We start from the raw sequence: 16374 nt of genomic DNA on the forward strand, positions 1-16374 counted from the left end.
ATGGCAAAAGATTTTAATAGCCCAAAGGTAGTCGAAGGATATGACGAACATATTCGTAAATTAATTCCGGGTTATGAAGTGATCCATCAACAGGTGGATGCCATTTTGCAATCGGTGTTGCCGCCAAATGCTCATATTTTAATTGTGGGTTGTGGCACGGGGTATGAACTCGAATATTTACTTAAACGTCATCCAAACTGGAAATTTACAGCAGTTGATCCATCTTTGACTATGCTGCAAAAAGCTCAGGAACAGGTTGAACTTTTAGATAAATCTTCTCAAGTCATCTTTGTTCACGGTGAAACGTCAGCTTTACCTCTTGAGAATTGCTTTGATGCTGCACTTTCTATTCTCGTGGCTCATTTTATTGTAGATGACATAAAACCTGTTTTTTTTAAGGATATTTATGATCGCTTAAAAGAAAAAGCGATTTTGCTGACCTACGATTTAATGACGTGTGTAAATCCACAGCATCTTCAAGCTTTACGTTATTTATGTTTGGCACAAGGCTTAACAGAAGAACAATGTCAAAAAATGTTAGAGCGTATGGCGCAAGACTTTTTTAGCCTAACCACTGAAGGATATATAAAACTTTTAGAAAAAACTGGTTTTGAAAGTGTGCATCCTTATACGCAAATTTTGACGTATCAAGGGTTTATTGCAAAAAAATAATGGATTTGGGAAAGCGTTAATACGGATATAAAACCTGCATATTCTCAATGAGGAAGAGAATATAAAAACTGAAAAGAATTAGAAGATTTGGCTTTACTTAAAACAAATTAAAAGTGGTTTTCAGGCCGCTTTAGGGAGGTTTTGTCTAAAAAATATGATCGAAGGTTTTTCTTGTGAAAGAAAGACAAATTTTAAGCACCTATTTTAGATGGGTACATAACAAAAAGGATGTTGAGATCTTTAAGTCTAATTAAAGATCAAAAGGAAAATTTCATGATGAAAGTTTTAAATACAACGGTTCAAAAAAGCCTGTTGGCTGTTTCTGTGACCCTGTTTATGTCTTCCGCTTTGGCAGGTCAAACAGATCCTGAAATAGCACAACTTCGCCAAGAAGTGAAAGAACTTCGGGCTATGTTACAAGCCAATATGCAGGCGCAAAAATCTTTATCGCAAGGACGAGTGGAGTTAGCAACTACTGCAACGCCCCAAGCTATTCAGCCTACAAAACAAGGTTTAACCAAGTCTGGTGCAGAATTTAACTTATATGGTTATATACGGGCAGATGCTTCTTATCAAATGAAGGGGGCATCTACGATGTATAACAATATTAGCGGTGTTCCACTTGAAAACACGCCAGAAGAATCTGCACAAAAAGACCAGTTGCACAGTACGGTTAATGTGACACGTTTCGGGTTGAATTTTAAAACCCCAACAGCCGCGGGTGATGTGGGCGGAAAGTTGGAAATGGACTTCTTTGGCGCAGCCACTCGTGATCAGTTTCGCATACGCCATGCTTATTTAACTTTTGATAAATGGCTTATTGGTCAAACGTGGTCAACATTTATCGCACCCGAATATTATCCGGAAACGATTGATGCGGGCACATTTGTAGGCAGTGCATTGTTAAGATCACCGCTAGTTCGCTATAGCGATAACTTAACGGCAAATACAAGCTTTGCAATATCGGTTGAAGATCCGAAATATACTGCGAGCTCAGACCCAGATAATAAAATGCGTTTACCAGCGTTGGTAGGTCGGTTAAATCATAAATTTGCCAATGGCTCGATGTTATCCGGACGTAGTTTTGTTGCCGAAAAGAGAACGAATAATGATGAAGAAATGTCTTGGGGCGTAGGCTTGGGCGGTAAATACCAAATTACGCCCGATACATTACTCAAAGCTGATTATTACCATGTCAAAGGAGATGGGCGTTTCCTGCTATGGAGTAACAGCGGCTATGCAATAGATGATCAAAACAATATGCATAGCAATGAATTTGACACCGTTTCTTTAGGTATTACTCATCAATTTACACCGCAAATTCGCTCGACTTTAGGCTACGGCTATATGAAAGCCAAAGATGATAACCGTTTTGCCGAATTACAACGTAATAGCACTACCCAAAATAAAGAGCTTTGGCAGGGCTGGGTGAATGCACTTTATAACCTATACAAACCAATTACCTTGGGCGTCGAATATGTGTATGGCGAACGAGAAACTTTTGATGGACGTAACGGGATTGATAACCGCTTCAATATGATGGCGAGTTATGACTTTTAATTTATTCAACAAAACCTTGAATAATCTGTTTTTTCTTTAGGGTGCAGTATGTCGTTTTAAAAAATTGAATATGAATTTATCTCACAAAGGAGGTGAGTAAATGACAACATCTAAATTAAATGTAAATGAAGTTATTGATCAGGCCAGATTTACCCCTTTTCACTGGAGTATTTTACTTTGGTGTTTATTGATTATTATTTTTGATGGTTACGATCTGGTGATTTATGGCGTGGTACTGCCTTTGCTAATGCAAGAGTGGTCGTTAACAGCTGTACAAGCGGGGATGTTAGCAAGTACAGCACTATGCGGAATGATGTTTGGGGCAATGTTCTTTGGAACATTGGCAGACAAAATAGGCCGTAAAAAGGTAATTTTAATCTGTGTGACTTTTTTTAGTGGTTTCACCTTTTTAGGTGCTTTTGCATCAAGCCCACTTGAGTTTGGGATACTTCGGTTCTTGGCGGGACTAGGCATTGGTGGGGTTATGCCAAATTTAGTTGCACTTACATCAGAATATGCGCCTAAACGTATAAGAAGTACGCTGATTGGGAGTATGTTTAGTGGTTATGCAATTGGGGGAATACTTTCAGCATTGATCGGTAGCTATTTGGTTGAAAGTCAGGGGTGGCAAATTATGTTTTTAATTGCCGGTATTCCATTATTTTTATTACCTGTCATTTGGAAGTTTTTACCTGAGTCTTTAACCTTTTTAGTTAAGACAGGTAAGACTGAGCAAGCACAGCGCATTATTCAAAAAATTTCACCCGAACAAAACCTAACGATCAATACGCAATTAGTGCTTAATGAAGATAATGTTCCAACAGGTAGTTCTGTAAAGGGATTATTTCAACAAGGCCGTGCTTTCAATACACTCATGTTTTGGCTCGTGTTCTTTATGTGCTTGCTCATGGTGTATGCCTTAAGTAGCTGGTTACCAAAACTCATGCTGGCAGCAGGTTATTCACTCGGAAAGAGTATTTTGTTCTTGCTTGCTCTAAATGTTGGCGCAATGATCGGTTCAATCGGCGGTGGTATTTTGTCTGATAAATTCCATCTAAAACCTGTAATTATGGGAATGCTACTGGCAGGTGTTGTTGCTTTAGTCGGTTTAGGTTTTAAGTCACCAGCCTATGTTTTATATGGTTTGGTGACTGTGGCAGGAGCAGCAACGATTGGTACTTCAATTCTTCTTTATAGCTACGTTGCACAATATTATCCATTAAGTGTGCGTTCTACCGGAATTGGTTGTGCCTCTGGTGTAGGTCGAATTGGGGCTATTGTTGGACCTATCTTAACGGGCCTGTTATTAGGGTTGGAATTACCACATAAAATGAATTTTGTGATGATCGCAATTCCTGCAATTTTAGCGCTTTTCGCCGTCATGGTTTTAAGACGATATGCAGCTGAAAAACAGCCTATTACACCAAAGCTTAACGCCGAGTTAGAGGGTAATTAATCCATATGGATACGGGTAGGAAACAAATTCCTATCCGTATCTGGACGTTTTATTGATTAACTAATTCGTTTAAATCAACTAGGTTTGCCATTTGTTGATTACCACGATCATTCGGATGTAAATGATCTCCTGAATCATAAATTGGATTTAATCGATCAGAATGTTTAGGGTCTTTTAAGCCTTGCTCAAGATCAAGTACACCGTCAAATGTATGGCTGGTTCTGATCCAGTGATTAATGCGCTGGCGTAATTCATCTTTATTCGGTTGATAATAGTTATCAAGAGGAGTATTTGGTAAAGCTCCTGAAAATGGTAATAAGGTTGCTCCAATTACTTGAATACCTTGGCGGTGTGCTTCATCTACAACACGTTTATAACCTTGAGTGAGTGTTTCAAAAGTCGGTATTTGTTGTTTAGGTGCAAATGCGGTACCGGGCCATGAAATATCATTAATACCCACCAGAACAATTAATGTTTTCACACCTGAATATTGAAATACTTCTTTTTGTAAGCGTTCTAAAGCACTGTCACCCATACCGTCTGTAAGTAATCGATTCCCTGAAATTCCACTGTTAATGACTGCTATTTGATGTGGTGATAAGCGCTTAGCTAAAAAGTCGGTCCATCGAGTATTTGCATCTAAAGTTGCAGTTGCTCCATCGGTAATTGAGTCTCCAATGACAGCAACAACATGGGCTTTACGCTTTGGCTTTACTTCTACAGCTGACAATAATAATCGTGCTGTTGTGGTTTTGGCACTGCTAGGCGTATTTAAGTTCGCAGTCTGGTTGCCCGTAATGAGCCAACTGGTTTGTTTCGCATCCCAATGAAAAGTTTTAAATGTAGTTGGTCTTTGAATAAAGGTATTTACCATTAACTGCGAGTGATCTGGAACAGGGAGCTGGATTGGATCACTTATCAGTTGTTTGCCTGGTAAAATTTGTGCTTTAAGCTTTCCTGAGAAATAAACTGGATAAGCACTCTTTGATTTAAGACTTTGTCCTTTAATTAGCCCCACGGTAGTTTTATCAATATATAACGGTTGATCCCCATATTGATTTGTAAAAACGAGCCTAACCGCTTCACCACCTAAACTAATTTGACTAATTTGTTTAATGGTCTGATTCGATATTTGATCTGGAATATTGGTCGGGAAAACGAAATCTTTATTCCAGACTTTTTGTGGACTAGCTGCCCAAGTGGTAACCCACAGGCTCTTTTGTACTTCTGCTTGTGCAAAGCTCGTAAATAAAACAAGAGAGAATAGGGCGGGTTGATAAAGTTTCATCTCGTGAACTCTTTAAAACGAATTAAAGTTATCTTGAAACAAATTACTGGCTTGTTATAGCGACCGAAGCGGAATAAGATTTGTGAATGAAATTCATAAATAGATTTTGTTATGTCATATTTTGATATTAATCGGTCTGGGGAGTTAGCAATTTTTATTCGAGTGGTCGAGTTAGGAAGCTTTTCAGCAGTCGCAAGAGCTTGTGACATGACGCCGTCTGCTGTGAGTAAGTTAATTTCACGCTTAGAAAAAAGACTTGGCGTCAGACTACTGAACCGTTCAACACGCCAGTTTCAGCTTACCAGTGAAGGATGCCAATTTTATGAGCAAGGCATTCAAATCCTGAACGATCTAGACGAGCTTGAACAATCTGTTACTGCAAACCATATACCGCAAGGGCGAATTAGAATTCATACCAGTCTTTCATATTGGACGCATTTTTTATTGCCTTGTATTTCTCTATTTAACGAGCGCTACCCACAAATAGAATTAGAAGCTCATTTGAGTGATGAAGTCATTAATTTAGTTGAACAAAGAATTGATGTTGCAATTCGCACGGGACCTTTGAAAAGCTCAAATTTGGTTGCTCGCTCACTCGGAAGCACTCAGAAACATTATGTATGTTCACCTACCTATATTGAAAAGAATGGTTATCCGCAGCATCCAGAAGAGTTATACGAACATCAGCTTTTAGACGTAAGTTACCAACGTCAAAATAAAACGTGGCTTTTTAAAAAAGACGATCAAGAAATCACACTTGCTCCCACTAAGGTTTTAAGGGTAAATCATGGAGAAGCCATCTTACAGTTAGCGCTTGCAGGTGCTGGTATTGCACAGCTTAACCAATTCCAAGTCCAAAAAGCTTTAGAACAAAAACAGTTGATCAAAATCCTTGAAGACTGGAATATCAAGGCTTCAGAAGAATTTCATGCTGTTTGGATAGGACATGATAAATATGTCCCTAAGCGCGTAAGGGCTTTTTTAGATTTCTTGGTAGAGCATGCAAAAGTTAGTTAATGGAGCCTTTTCTTGCGCTTAACTGACATTGGTGCATAGTTTCATTCATAGTTTCCACAAAGTGCATATTCGCATTAATATTTTGTAAGCTTACTTTGGGTAAGTTCTCTACAAACTGCGGCGAATAATGTTTTTCTAAAGAGTTATAAATACAGTTGCATTGTGAAAGTGCACGACCTGCCCAAACACAATGTGTATTAAATTCATTTTTACTGATAGACCTGCAACCTAATAAACTTATAGAACTTATTAATAGGGTGCAGATTAAAACAATACGATATAAAAAAAACATCATTATTGCTCTTCATTGGTTGTTGTTATCGTTAAGTCATGTTTATAAAAATTTTCTAGTCTTTATCGAGCGTTAAATATGGAAATATTTACTCTGAAAAGATAGGAAAGCAGAAACATAAAACTGTAGGATATTTTCTTGAAAATATTTTCAGTTAAGTCGATAACGTGATGAAGAGTAGAAGAAAAAACACGATATAAAATAATAGTCATTAGAGACTCCTTGATGAAAGAAGTTGCGCCCAATCACTGCTATTAATTATGGTGGTGAAACGAAAGAGGGTTAGCAGACTGATACCTAAGAAACCAGCACACCCGAAGGTGTCCCACTCCCGTTCCTCCGTCAAAGGCACGAGGGGCTACACACCAAAAAACTTGTTTTTAGTGCGCTTAGGTAGACGGTCTGCTAAAACCGACTGACAAAATAGGTCAGCCGGAGCATCATAAGCTGAGCCTCAAAGCGGGTCAATTGCAAAAATAAAAGATTGGTTTATATAAACAAATATTAATATTTTTAAATTTTCATTAATAAAATAATGAGTTATTTAGAATTGAAAATATTGAATAATGGTTCAATAGAGGTTAAAAAATAATTTTTAATGTTTATATATCAAATATTTATTAATTGTTTATTTGTATAGTGTTTGCAAGTAATGACTTATTTCAACATAAGTCAAAAAAGAGCGGGAAATTTTGATTTTATGAATATCATGTAATTAAATAAATAGCCGTTGCCAAATTTTAATTAAAATATCAATTGCAAGAAAAGTAATTTTTTAACATTTATATTATTTAGATTTTTACAAAAGCTTGCACAACCTACAAAACTTAAGAGAACCACAGCGGTAGGCCAACATAAGATAATGTTATTCATAAGCCTACATCTTAAGATTTATAAGGGTGACCTCAATGTTAAGAATTTTTTGTGCAGTGAGTATGGTAGTTGCAATCGCAATGGGTATGAGTGCCTGCCAAGATCGAAATTCAACAGATGATGATGGAACACATGGCTCGAATGACCCAGCAACTACTCAACAAATGGAAAAAAACTCATAATTATTTCGCTTAAGAAAACTCACATTTATGTGGGTTTTCTTATCGTTATTTTCTATAAAATATGTAACATAATAAAAAAAGCAATTATATAAAAATATAAAATTAATCAATAAATTAGTGTGTTATAGCCTTTATATTAATTTGTTGTTATTGAATTGTTTTCTCAGTAAATTATAGTTTCAAAAAATTAATAAAATAAACACAATAAATACTTATATTCATCCAAAATTCATTTTAGTGAAAACAATTTTTAAAGGTAAGGATATGCCCCAGTACTTAAAATTAGCTGAGAAAATCTATCAAAATGTTAAGGAAAAAAAAGGGTTTGTAGATGATCCTATGGAAGATCTTAACAATTTAATGATTGAGCTTAGACATGAGATTAAGGGGACAAAACTTAAACTTTTATACAATTATATTGATTTTGCTGAATTGCTGATTAAGCCTCTTCAGGAATCTAAAATTAAATTAGATTTAAGTATTATTCCGAAGAGTAAAAACACACAAGAATTTGTATTGTGGCTTGCAGGTTTTATTGAGCGTATTACCACAGGTGGCCAAGAAAAGTTACCGCCAATTCGCGATAAAGTTGCATTACCTGCCTATGCTTATGAAGAAACATATCATGTTAAAGAAACTCCCGTAAATAACGGGGAAGAAATTATTGAATACTTTAAGAAAAACCAGAACTGATATTTCGTTTGAATCCGACCTAAGTATATTGTCAGGCTTTTGCGTTAAATAAATGGGAAAAACCAGTAACTTTAGTTAAGAGATAAGGTGGCGGTATGTTTGTGTATTTTACTGATGGAACTTGTATTAATGATTCTGAAATTTATGGTGTGAAAGCTAAGCAAGAACGAAACAGATATGTAGTAGAAGTTACGATCAAGCCAACACATACTCTATCTACAACGCCAGATGTACAATTTAAAAAAGAAATTTTTGATGATCCGAACCAAGCCAATCAATATCTTAGTAATAATTTTAATATGCCGCCGTTTTTCTAATTTATAAATACTTCAAATAATAAAAAAAGCTTATTTCCCAGGGCCAATAGGAAATAAGCTATATGCTTCGGACCAATTAAGGATGTTACATGTCATCCCATGCATCTTTAATGGCTTGTTTTGCATGTTCCCATTTTAAGCGGGATTCAGCTTTGAGCTCTTCCCACTTTTGTTGCAAGCTACCTTCCATATCTTCAAACTGAGTTCCTTCTTTAGACTCTGAACGGGCACGGTGACCTAGTTCATAAGCTGCAGAAAAATCACGATCATAATCCAGATCGGGCGTAGTTAATTGAGCTTCTTGATAATAAGGTCGAGTAAGATAACTTTCCCGCCAGCGAGAGTCAGAATAATTATGGTCGCCAGCTACTAGTTGAGCATGGTCTGTATTTTGATCTGTCATCAGTTTTTCCTCTTCTCTTATTTAATTTTATGCTTATGTTAAATTTAGGAAGGTGAGGGCACCTTCCTAAATAAAATGAATGACCGCATCAAATGACATTTAAGTCAACAACGGATTAGCGTTGCTGATTGTTGTTATTTGAGTTTTGTTGGCCTGAATCTTTTTGATTAGAGCCTTGTTGTTGGCGGCGGTTGTCATTTTGCTGTTGTTGCTGATTGTTTTGACGCTGTTGATCGTTTTGCTGTTGGTTGCCTTGCTGCTGGTTGTTACGGTTGTCATTTTGCTGTTGTTGTTGCTGTTGATTATCGCGTTGATTGCTTTGATTATTAGTAGTGCTCATCTTTAATTACCTCATATCATTTATGATGTGTGTTTTATCTGAGAGCTTCAGATAGGTTCATTAAAACATGAAAATTTTTAATGTGTAGCATTGGGGTGTTACCCTATATTTAAATGTAAATTTAAAAATTAAATAAAACCTTGATTTCTATAAAATGTAATTTTAATGATTAAACATAATTAATATGAATATAGTTAAAATTACATTTGGGTACATAGAGGTTAAATAAAAACTATGATCATTTCTAAATGTGTATTTGTTATCTTTTATAAAAGAATTCTATTTTTTATTATCTAATATTATGCATTTAATATCTTGTGTAATGTAATAAAGGAGTTGTATAAGTTTAAGGCTAGGAGGTCCTTTAAATATACGTCTAAAATTATAAAAATTATCTTTATAATAAATAGAATAAAAAAAGGTGCCTACAGGCTTTTCTTGAGTTTCAGAGCCTCCTTTTTTTAATAAGCCAGTACAAGCGATATAAAGGTCGGCATGTAAAAGTTCTTTACCTTTTTTGATCATTTCTACAGTGACTTGCATCGACTCAGGTGTATATTTTTCAATGAGTTCAGGTGAAATGTGAAGTGTATTTTCTTTTACACGTAAGTCGTAGCTAACTAAGCTTCCAATAAGAATGTCACCAGAATAGGGACTTAAAGAGAAGCGATAAGCTAAATAGCCCGCTGAAGCACTTTCAAAAAAAGCGATTTTAATTTTTTCTTGTGCTAGTAATTTACAACATGAGTTAAACATTTTTTTCTCCCTAAAACTGTTTTTAATTTAGTTATAAGATTATTTTTAATTTATTTTTGTTAAGTTTTTAAACTTTATGATTTTAAAGGTAACTCAAGTGTAATTAAAATTTGTAGTTTATATATTTTTTATAAAAACATACAGTTAAATAATTCTAAAGGTGAGAATGTAATTTTGTGTTAATTGCTATCTGTTTGAATTTTAATAATTTAAAAATTATAAGTTATTTCTTAATAACGCAATATAACAAAGATAGGCTGGGATTATAGTTTAGCTGAAGTATGGTAATTTATAGCTCACTAAAGGAGAATAGAAATGCCTGTTGTAGTGAAAGAGAGATTATTAGACTTATTACAAGATAATCAACAGAACTATTACGAATTATTTGTTTTTTTCCTTGATCCTGATATTTCTAGTTTTGAAAAAGAAAATAAAGCCAGAGATTTTCTTAATAAAGAAATAGATAGAATAGATGAAAAGGGAATTGATTTTCCTGCAACTATAAATATGGTTAAAGAATGGTGTCAAAATGACAATAAAGAAAATTGTGAGTTATTTCAGGCTTATTTAAATCGTAGACAAAGTGGGGGTGAGAGAGAATACTTCCAGAATGTTGGTCAGGCATTTGAATTTTTAATTAAGGTCTCTCCAACTAAAAAGGTCGACGGTGCATGGCTCTATAGTTCAGTTCACTACTGGAACGATCCGGTTTTTCATGACCTTATTATTACCTATCTAGAAGAGCTTGGACTCGGTGAGCCGAAAGCAAATCACGTCTGTATCTATGAGGACTTGCTGCGTAGTCTAGGGCTCGATAGTTTTGACCTGCTTTTAGAGGATGAATACTATCATAATGCTGTGATTCAGCTGGCGCTTGGCTATGCTCCACCAGAGTTCATTCCCGAAATTGTCGGCTTCAATTTAGGTTATGAGCAACTGCCACTGCATCTACTCATCAGTAATTATGAACTTGCTGAACTGGGTATTGATTCTAAATATTTTAATTTGCACATCACTATCGATAACATTGATAACGGACATGCAGATAAAGCAATTAAAGTTATAGAAAATATTTATGATAAGTACAGAGATAAAGAAGCTTTCTTTAATAAATTAAAACGTGGTTTTGCTCTTAATAATCATGGTGTTTCTTCTTCAAAAATTATTAAAAATTTAAATCTTGAAGATTTAGTCCTTAAAATTTTAAAAAGAAAAGCGCTCGTGGGGCAGCTTATTCATAACGAAACTAGACAGTTTGGATGTAAAACCATTAACCAATGGTTATCAAACCCAGAAGACGTTAAAGGTTTGGTTACACATCTTATTGATCACAAATGGATTAAATTTAATACCGACCCTGAGCAGAGCGTGTTCTGGCGGATGATTAATGAAGAAAATGGAAAAATGTTTGGGGTATTTAACCCTGTGGAACGTCAAATTATTCATGACTGGATTGCTGGTACTGATCATTCTTCTAACTACTTGGCCTACAGCAGGGAACTTAAGAATAGCCAGCGTATTCAAGATTATCTGTTTAGCTATATTTCTGATGGCGAACTCGATGCACTCCAAGAGCGTATACGTCAGACACCTGATCTTGCCATAAAAATATGCAAGCTGACTCCGTTTTTGGCCCCAGATTCACACCATAAAAGCATTGGTCTTTGGAGTACACGTAAATATGTCGAGCTCCTTTTTCCATATTTAAGTTCCTTTAACAAAACTAACTCTTGAAGTTTTTAATTCACCCCACGTTTAACTTTAAAACATAGGTAATGAACATGACTGATAATGTTAAATCAACAAATAAAACAAGTGAAATGGCTGGTGCTGACGCTGCAAATAAAGCCAATACTACCCAAAAAACTGAACAATTAGACTCAGTCACAGACGATGCAACCAATGAAGCATTAACCACAAATCAAGGGGTTAAAATTGCTGATAACCAGAATAGTTTAAGAGCAGGTATTCGCGGTTCGACACTATTAGAAGATTTTATTTTACGAGAAAAGATTACTCATTTTGACCATGAACGTATTCCTGAGCGTATTGTGCATGCACGTGGCGTGGGTGCTCATGGTTACTTTCAGGCTTATGAAGGAAATGAGCGCTTAACAAAAGCTGGTTTTTTGACTGACCCAACCATTCAAACTCCAATTTTTGTACGCTTCTCAACAGTGCAGGGCCCACGTGGTTCTGCTGATACGGTCCGTGATATTCGTGGTTTTGCCATTAAATTTTATACCCAAGAGGGTAATTTTGATTTAGTCGGCAACAATGCGCCTGTGTTTTTTGTGCAAGATGGGATTAAGTTTCCAGACTTTGTTCATGCAGTAAAACCTGAACCAGATACAGAAATACCAACAGGAGCAACTGCACACGATACTTTTTGGGATTTTGTGTCTTTAGTACCTGAGTCAGCACACGCGGTGATTTGGGCTATGTCAGACCGTGCAATTCCACGTAATTTACGCTCAATCCAAGGGTTTGGGGTTCATACATTCCGACTCATTAATGCCGAAGGAAAATCACATTTTGTGAAATTCCACTGGACCCCTAAACAAGGTTTAAGTGCGTTAGTTTGGGATGAAGCTCAAAAGCTTGCTGGTAAAGATCCAGATTTCCACCGTCGCGATCTTTATGAAGCCATTGAAAATGGGGTTTATCCTGAATGGGAACTCGGTGTACAAATTGTTGAAGAAGAAGACGAGATGAACTTTGACTTCGACTTATTGGACCCGACAAAAATTATTCCTGAAGAATTGGTTCCAGTGACACCAATTGGCCGATTTGTTTTGAACAGAAATGTAGATAATTTCTTTGCAGAAACAGAGCAGGTGGCTTTCTGTCCGGGACATATTGTGCCAGGAATTGACTTTACAAATGACCCGCTTCTACAAGCACGACTATTTTCATATACCGATACACAGTTAAGTCGTTTGGGTGGACCCAACTTCCATCAAATTCCGATCAATAAACCTGTGTGCCCATTCCACAATAATCAACGTGATGGTATTCACCAGCATACGATTCATAAAGGGCAGGCTTCATATCAACCAAACTCAATTGATAATGATTGGCCAGCCGAAACCCCACCTGCTGCTTCAAACGGCGGTTTTGAAAGCTATCCTGAACAGATTAGCGGACACAAACTTCGTCAAAGAAGCGAAACTTTTTCTGATCATTTTTCTCAACCGCGCCTTTACTACAAGAGCCTTGCCCCTCATGAGCAAAAGCATGTGGTCGATGCCTATACTTTTGAATTAAGTAAAGTGCAACGAAAACACATTCGTGAGCGTCAAGTTGAACAAATTTTGGCAAATATTGATCTCGACTTAGCACGACAAGTAGGCGCTAATTTAGGAATTGAAGTGCCTGATTTGACGCTAGATTATAAAAAAACTGCAGTTGAAAAATCGGCTAAATTATCTTTCTTGGCTTTCCCGCCCCAAGATATTCAAGGCCGAAAAGTTGCAGTACTCATCCATAATTTAGTCAAATCTGATTCATTAGAAGCGATGAAAAACTGGGCAATTAAAGAAGGGGTGACTCTTCATTTATTAGCGCCAAGCTTAGCTCCTGTAAAAGACCATAAAGACAACATTATTGTGGCTGATGGCATGCAGATGGCTGAACCGTCAATTGCATATGATGCAGTGATTATTCCTGATGGAGATAACTTAAATGCCGTGCTGCAAGATGGCGTAGCGCGCCATTATCTATTAGAGGCTTACAAGCATTTAAAACCAATTGCGTTTTTAGGTAATAAATCTGATTTACTTGAACCGCTAGGTTTAGTTCCCGATGAAGGCACTCTAGTTGGAGATGAATTCCAGCCGATTGCTGAAAATTTCAAAAACCTGATTATGGCTCATCGTGTTTGGTCACGAGAACAAATAGCTGCTCAGATACCGGCTTAACAAACAAAAAAAGCCCTGAAAGTTTTAACTTTCAGGGCTTTTTTATATATTAGGGATTAACCATTTACGATTTGACCACCATTTACATGAATGACTTGACCTGTAATGTAACTTGCATCATCTGAGGCAAGGAAAAGATAAGCAGGTGCAACTTCACTTGGTTGTCCCATTCTTCCCATTGGGGTGTCTTTACCAAACTCCTTAACGGTTTCTGCATCGAAACTGCTTGGAATTAATGGTGTCCAGATGGGTCCCGGCGCAACACCATTTACTCGAATTCCTTTTTTCTGCTTCATTAAATTGTTCGATAAGCTACGCGTAAAAGTAGTAATCGCGCCTTTAGTACTTGCATAATCAATGAGCTCATCATGGCCTTGATAGCTGGTAATACTGGTCGTATTAATAATACTATCGCCTTCTTCCATATAAGGAATGGCTTCTTTAGTAAGATAAAACATTGGGAAAATATTAGTTTTAAAAGTTTTTTCTAATTGCTCATTACTAATGCTTTCAATTTCTTTTTGTTGATATTGCACACCAGCGTTATTCACTAAAATATTAATTTTACCATAATGTTGTAGAACTTTATCAATATCAAGTTTTGCCACATCTGGATCAGAAATATCACCTTTTAATAAAAGACAATGTTGTCCTTCTCTTTCAACGAGTTGTTTAGTGATTTCAGCATCTTGATCTTCTTCAAGATAAAGTATCGCAATATCGGCACCTTCACGGGCAAACAATACTGCGACAGAACGCCCGATACCGCTATCGCCACCACTAATAACAGCAACTTTACCTTTTAGCTTATCGCTACCTTTATGTGAACTTTTTATAATCTCAGGTTCAGGGTGCATTTTTTCCTGATCGCCTGGTTGATGAGATTGAACTTGTGCGGGGGCAGATGTTGGATACTGGTTTGTTGAGTTTTCCATTTTTAAATACCTCGGTTGTAATATCTAATTTTCATATAGTGAGCTGTTACCGCGTAAATGTGAGTAAAATGAATTTTTTAATAAGTTGTCTTTGTTATTTTATTTATAAGGATGTAAAAAAATATTTTATATTTGAGGGTTAAATAATATCGATTAACTTGATTTTGTTTTTATCAATCATGCTTTCAATAATAGATCTATTTCCTGTATCCTCTAACCAGTTTTCTATCGGTATATTATTAGATAAGTCTAATATTTTTTTAATAATTTCTTTTGCTCCATCTATATTTTCTGAATTTTTATTATTTTTAATAGCTATATTATCTAGCAACAGTTTTATATCTTCATGTTCTATATTTTTTGACTTAATAATATATAAGTCTCTTTGGAAGGGATGACTTGCATGAGGTGGGTCTAATCTATAGCTCCATTCTTTGTTATAGTCCTGCCATGAGTTTTTGGACTTAATATGTCCTAGTAAAATTTCAGGGATAGAAATATGGATATATTGTAGAGCTGACTGTTGATTTTTTAATTGCATAGTTAAGTTACTCAAACCATCTTATTAAAATTAGTTTTAAATATTCATATAAATCTCTCAAGTAAATTAATTCTGAAAATGTAATGATATATGTTATTGTTTTTTAATTAAAATAATTGTTTGTTTGTTATTTTCTCAATAGATCTGGTGTTGTGTTAGTTTACTGTTTTGTACAGTTTGAAATTTTTTGTTATCAGTTAAATTATTTTAACTGTGTTTGTAAAAATATATTGTAGTGTGCCCTTAGGTAATAATGAGTATATCCAATATTTAAAGAGTAAAATTATTAATAATTAAAATTTTTAAAATATTTTAAAAATAATGTGTTTATAAGAAATTTCATTTTTTGATAGATATACATTTAAAAGGATTGATACATCACTTGGGTGGGAAAATATTATAGATATTCTATTGTTATTAAATCCGTTAACCAAAAGCGGTAGTGACTATAATTAAATATAGGAAGATATAACTATGGCTAATACTAGATATGAAGATGACGATAACAATAGAACAGGTACTTCAAATCGTGGATTTGCAAGTATGGATCCTGAAAGAGTACGAGAAATAGCCAGCAAAGGTGGGCGAGCTGCTCACGCGAGTGGTAATGCACATGAGTTTACCTCTGAAGAAGCTCGTGAAGCTGGCCGAGCAGCCCATGCAAGTGGTAACGCTCATGAATTTACGTCTGAAGAAGCGCGTGAAGCGGGTGCATTAAGCCATAAAAATGATGGCCGTAATGGTCGTGGCCGCGGTCGTGATGATGACGACGATGATGACGATCGCGGTAGCCGCTCAGGTGGTCGCGGCCGAAGCCGTTACGACGACGATGATGACGATGATCGCGGTGGCCGTTCAGGCGGACTAGGTCGTGGTCGCAGCCGTGATGACGATGATGATGACGATCGCAGTGGCCGTTCAGGTGGTCGAGGCCGTGGCCGCAGCCGTGATGACGATGATGATGACGATCGCGGTGGCCGTTCAGGCGGACGAGATCGTGGTCGCAGCCGTGATGACGATGATGATGACGATGATCGCGGTGGCCGCTCAGGTGGACGAGGTCGTGGTCGCAGCCGTGATGACGATGATGATGACGATCGTGGTGGCCGCTCAGGAGGCCGAGGCCGAG

Annotated in this window: 17 protein-coding genes; 10 read left to right on the forward strand and 7 right to left on the reverse strand. The window is 36.4% G+C overall.

Translation table 11 applies throughout. The features are described 5' to 3' along the window. From ACTJJG_RS11325 to ACTJJG_RS11335, 3 genes are all read left to right on the forward strand, one after another. Positions 1 to 672, forward strand: coding sequence for a class I SAM-dependent methyltransferase (locus ACTJJG_RS11325; RefSeq protein ID WP_032056419.1), 672 nt, complete (start codon positions 1 to 3; stop codon positions 670 to 672). Positions 673 to 948: 276 nt separating this feature from the next. Next, positions 949 to 2232: a DcaP family trimeric outer membrane transporter gene (locus ACTJJG_RS11330; protein WP_081318424.1), complete on the forward strand. Its 1284-nt coding sequence runs from the start codon at positions 949 to 951 to the stop codon at positions 2230 to 2232. A gap of 100 nt (positions 2233 to 2332) precedes the next feature. Continuing rightward, positions 2333 to 3688 (forward strand): MFS transporter, encoded by a 1356-nt coding sequence (locus ACTJJG_RS11335; protein WP_440608942.1) that lies wholly within the window; start codon positions 2333 to 2335, stop codon positions 3686 to 3688. Positions 3689 to 3737: 49 nt separating this feature from the next. On the opposite strand, the gene ACTJJG_RS11340 is transcribed toward ACTJJG_RS11335, so the two are convergent. Beyond that, positions 3738 to 4976 (reverse strand): SGNH/GDSL hydrolase family protein, encoded by a 1239-nt coding sequence (locus ACTJJG_RS11340; RefSeq protein WP_069119030.1) that lies wholly within the window; start codon positions 4974 to 4976, stop codon positions 3738 to 3740. A 111-nt stretch (positions 4977 to 5087) separates the two neighbouring features. Between ACTJJG_RS11340 and ACTJJG_RS11345 the strand changes: the two genes are divergently transcribed. Continuing rightward, complete coding sequence (locus tag ACTJJG_RS11345) at positions 5088 to 5993, forward strand: LysR family transcriptional regulator (RefSeq protein WP_069119032.1); 906 nt, start codon at positions 5088 to 5090, stop codon at positions 5991 to 5993. Here the strand turns inward: ACTJJG_RS11345 and ACTJJG_RS11350 are convergent. After that, positions 5986 to 6288 (reverse strand): hypothetical protein, encoded by a 303-nt coding sequence (locus ACTJJG_RS11350; RefSeq protein WP_068528646.1) that lies wholly within the window; start codon positions 6286 to 6288, stop codon positions 5986 to 5988. The genes ACTJJG_RS11345 and ACTJJG_RS11350 overlap by 8 nt on opposite strands. Positions 6289 to 7193: 905 nt before the next feature. Here ACTJJG_RS11350 and ACTJJG_RS11355 point away from each other — a divergent pair. From ACTJJG_RS11355 to ACTJJG_RS11365, 3 genes are all read left to right on the forward strand, one after another. Beyond that, a complete protein-coding gene (locus ACTJJG_RS11355) occupies positions 7194 to 7340 on the forward strand; it encodes a hypothetical protein (protein WP_005069891.1) in 147 nt (48 codons plus the stop codon). 264 nt (positions 7341 to 7604) lie between these two features. After that, positions 7605 to 8033 carry a hypothetical protein gene (locus ACTJJG_RS11360; RefSeq protein ID WP_032056408.1) on the forward strand — a complete coding sequence of 143 codons (429 nt, stop codon included), beginning with the start codon at positions 7605 to 7607 and terminating at the stop codon, positions 8031 to 8033. Positions 8034 to 8128: 95 nt separating this feature from the next. Then, positions 8129 to 8350, forward strand: a complete 222-nt coding sequence (locus ACTJJG_RS11365; RefSeq protein WP_032056406.1) for a hypothetical protein — start codon at positions 8129 to 8131, stop codon at positions 8348 to 8350. 85 nt (positions 8351 to 8435) lie between these two features. Here the strand turns inward: ACTJJG_RS11365 and surA1 are convergent, their stop codons facing one another. The 3 genes from surA1 to ACTJJG_RS11380 form a co-directional block, all read right to left on the reverse strand. Beyond that, on the reverse strand, positions 8436 to 8753 hold the full coding sequence (gene surA1 / locus ACTJJG_RS11370) for a surface antigen protein 1 (RefSeq protein WP_000132045.1): 318 nt from the start codon (positions 8751 to 8753) through the stop codon (positions 8436 to 8438). Between the two features lie 115 nt (positions 8754 to 8868). After that, positions 8869 to 9093, reverse strand: a complete 225-nt coding sequence (locus ACTJJG_RS11375; RefSeq protein WP_032056403.1) for a hypothetical protein — start codon at positions 9091 to 9093, stop codon at positions 8869 to 8871. A 279-nt stretch (positions 9094 to 9372) separates the two neighbouring features. Then, entirely contained in the window at positions 9373 to 9849 is a 477-nt protein-coding gene (locus tag ACTJJG_RS11380; RefSeq protein WP_032003402.1) for a CinA family protein, read from the reverse strand. Positions 9850 to 10164: 315 nt separating this feature from the next. Between ACTJJG_RS11380 and ACTJJG_RS11385 the strand changes: the two genes are divergently transcribed. After that, on the forward strand, positions 10165 to 11583 hold the full coding sequence (locus tag ACTJJG_RS11385) for an iron-containing redox enzyme family protein (protein WP_032056401.1): 1419 nt from the start codon (positions 10165 to 10167) through the stop codon (positions 11581 to 11583). 41 nt (positions 11584 to 11624) lie between these two features. Continuing rightward, positions 11625 to 13769 (forward strand): catalase HPII, encoded by a 2145-nt coding sequence (gene katE, locus ACTJJG_RS11390; protein ID WP_080776908.1) that lies wholly within the window; start codon positions 11625 to 11627, stop codon positions 13767 to 13769. Positions 13770 to 13825: 56 nt separating this feature from the next. Here katE and ACTJJG_RS11395 read toward each other — a convergent pair whose 3' ends face one another. Together ACTJJG_RS11395 and ACTJJG_RS11400 are read right to left on the reverse strand one after the other, a co-directional pair. Further along, entirely contained in the window at positions 13826 to 14704 is an 879-nt protein-coding gene (locus tag ACTJJG_RS11395) for an SDR family oxidoreductase (protein WP_032056399.1), read from the reverse strand. Between the two features lie 139 nt (positions 14705 to 14843). Beyond that, a complete protein-coding gene (locus ACTJJG_RS11400) occupies positions 14844 to 15245 on the reverse strand; it encodes a DUF6367 family protein (protein ID WP_032056398.1) in 402 nt (133 codons plus the stop codon). 474 nt (positions 15246 to 15719) lie between these two features. On the opposite strand from ACTJJG_RS11400, the gene ACTJJG_RS11405 reads away from it, so the two are divergent. After that, positions 15720 to 16374: KGG domain-containing protein (locus ACTJJG_RS11405; RefSeq protein ID WP_440608943.1), on the forward strand; the 655-nt coding region annotated here is incomplete at its 3' end.

The organism is Acinetobacter sp. 22512, from assembly GCF_052044755.1.
Classification (GTDB): domain Bacteria; phylum Pseudomonadota; class Gammaproteobacteria; order Pseudomonadales; family Moraxellaceae; genus Acinetobacter; species Acinetobacter pittii.

Coding starts and splice junctions, on each gene's coding strand:
- ACTJJG_RS11325 (WP_032056419.1), top strand. CDS start 1: ATGGCAAAAGATTTTAATAGCCCAAAGGTAGTCGAAGGATATGACGAA.
- ACTJJG_RS11330 (WP_081318424.1), top strand. CDS start 949: ATGAAAGTTTTAAATACAACGGTTCAAAAAAGCCTGTTGGCTGTTTCT.
- ACTJJG_RS11335 (WP_440608942.1), top strand. CDS start 2,333: ATGACAACATCTAAATTAAATGTAAATGAAGTTATTGATCAGGCCAGA.
- ACTJJG_RS11340 (WP_069119030.1), bottom strand. CDS start 4,976: ATGAAACTTTATCAACCCGCCCTATTCTCTCTTGTTTTATTTACGAGC.
- ACTJJG_RS11345 (WP_069119032.1), top strand. CDS start 5,088: ATGTCATATTTTGATATTAATCGGTCTGGGGAGTTAGCAATTTTTATT.
- ACTJJG_RS11350 (WP_068528646.1), bottom strand. CDS start 6,288: ATGATGTTTTTTTTATATCGTATTGTTTTAATCTGCACCCTATTAATA.
- ACTJJG_RS11355 (WP_005069891.1), top strand. CDS start 7,194: ATGTTAAGAATTTTTTGTGCAGTGAGTATGGTAGTTGCAATCGCAATG.
- ACTJJG_RS11360 (WP_032056408.1), top strand. CDS start 7,605: ATGCCCCAGTACTTAAAATTAGCTGAGAAAATCTATCAAAATGTTAAG.
- ACTJJG_RS11365 (WP_032056406.1), top strand. CDS start 8,129: ATGTTTGTGTATTTTACTGATGGAACTTGTATTAATGATTCTGAAATT.
- surA1 (WP_000132045.1), bottom strand. CDS start 8,753: ATGACAGATCAAAATACAGACCATGCTCAACTAGTAGCTGGCGACCAT.
- ACTJJG_RS11375 (WP_032056403.1), bottom strand. CDS start 9,093: ATGAGCACTACTAATAATCAAAGCAATCAACGCGATAATCAACAGCAA.
- ACTJJG_RS11380 (WP_032003402.1), bottom strand. CDS start 9,849: ATGTTTAACTCATGTTGTAAATTACTAGCACAAGAAAAAATTAAAATC.
- ACTJJG_RS11385 (WP_032056401.1), top strand. CDS start 10,165: ATGCCTGTTGTAGTGAAAGAGAGATTATTAGACTTATTACAAGATAAT.
- katE (WP_080776908.1), top strand. CDS start 11,625: ATGAACATGACTGATAATGTTAAATCAACAAATAAAACAAGTGAAATG.
- ACTJJG_RS11395 (WP_032056399.1), bottom strand. CDS start 14,704: ATGGAAAACTCAACAAACCAGTATCCAACATCTGCCCCCGCACAAGTT.
- ACTJJG_RS11400 (WP_032056398.1), bottom strand. CDS start 15,245: ATGCAATTAAAAAATCAACAGTCAGCTCTACAATATATCCATATTTCT.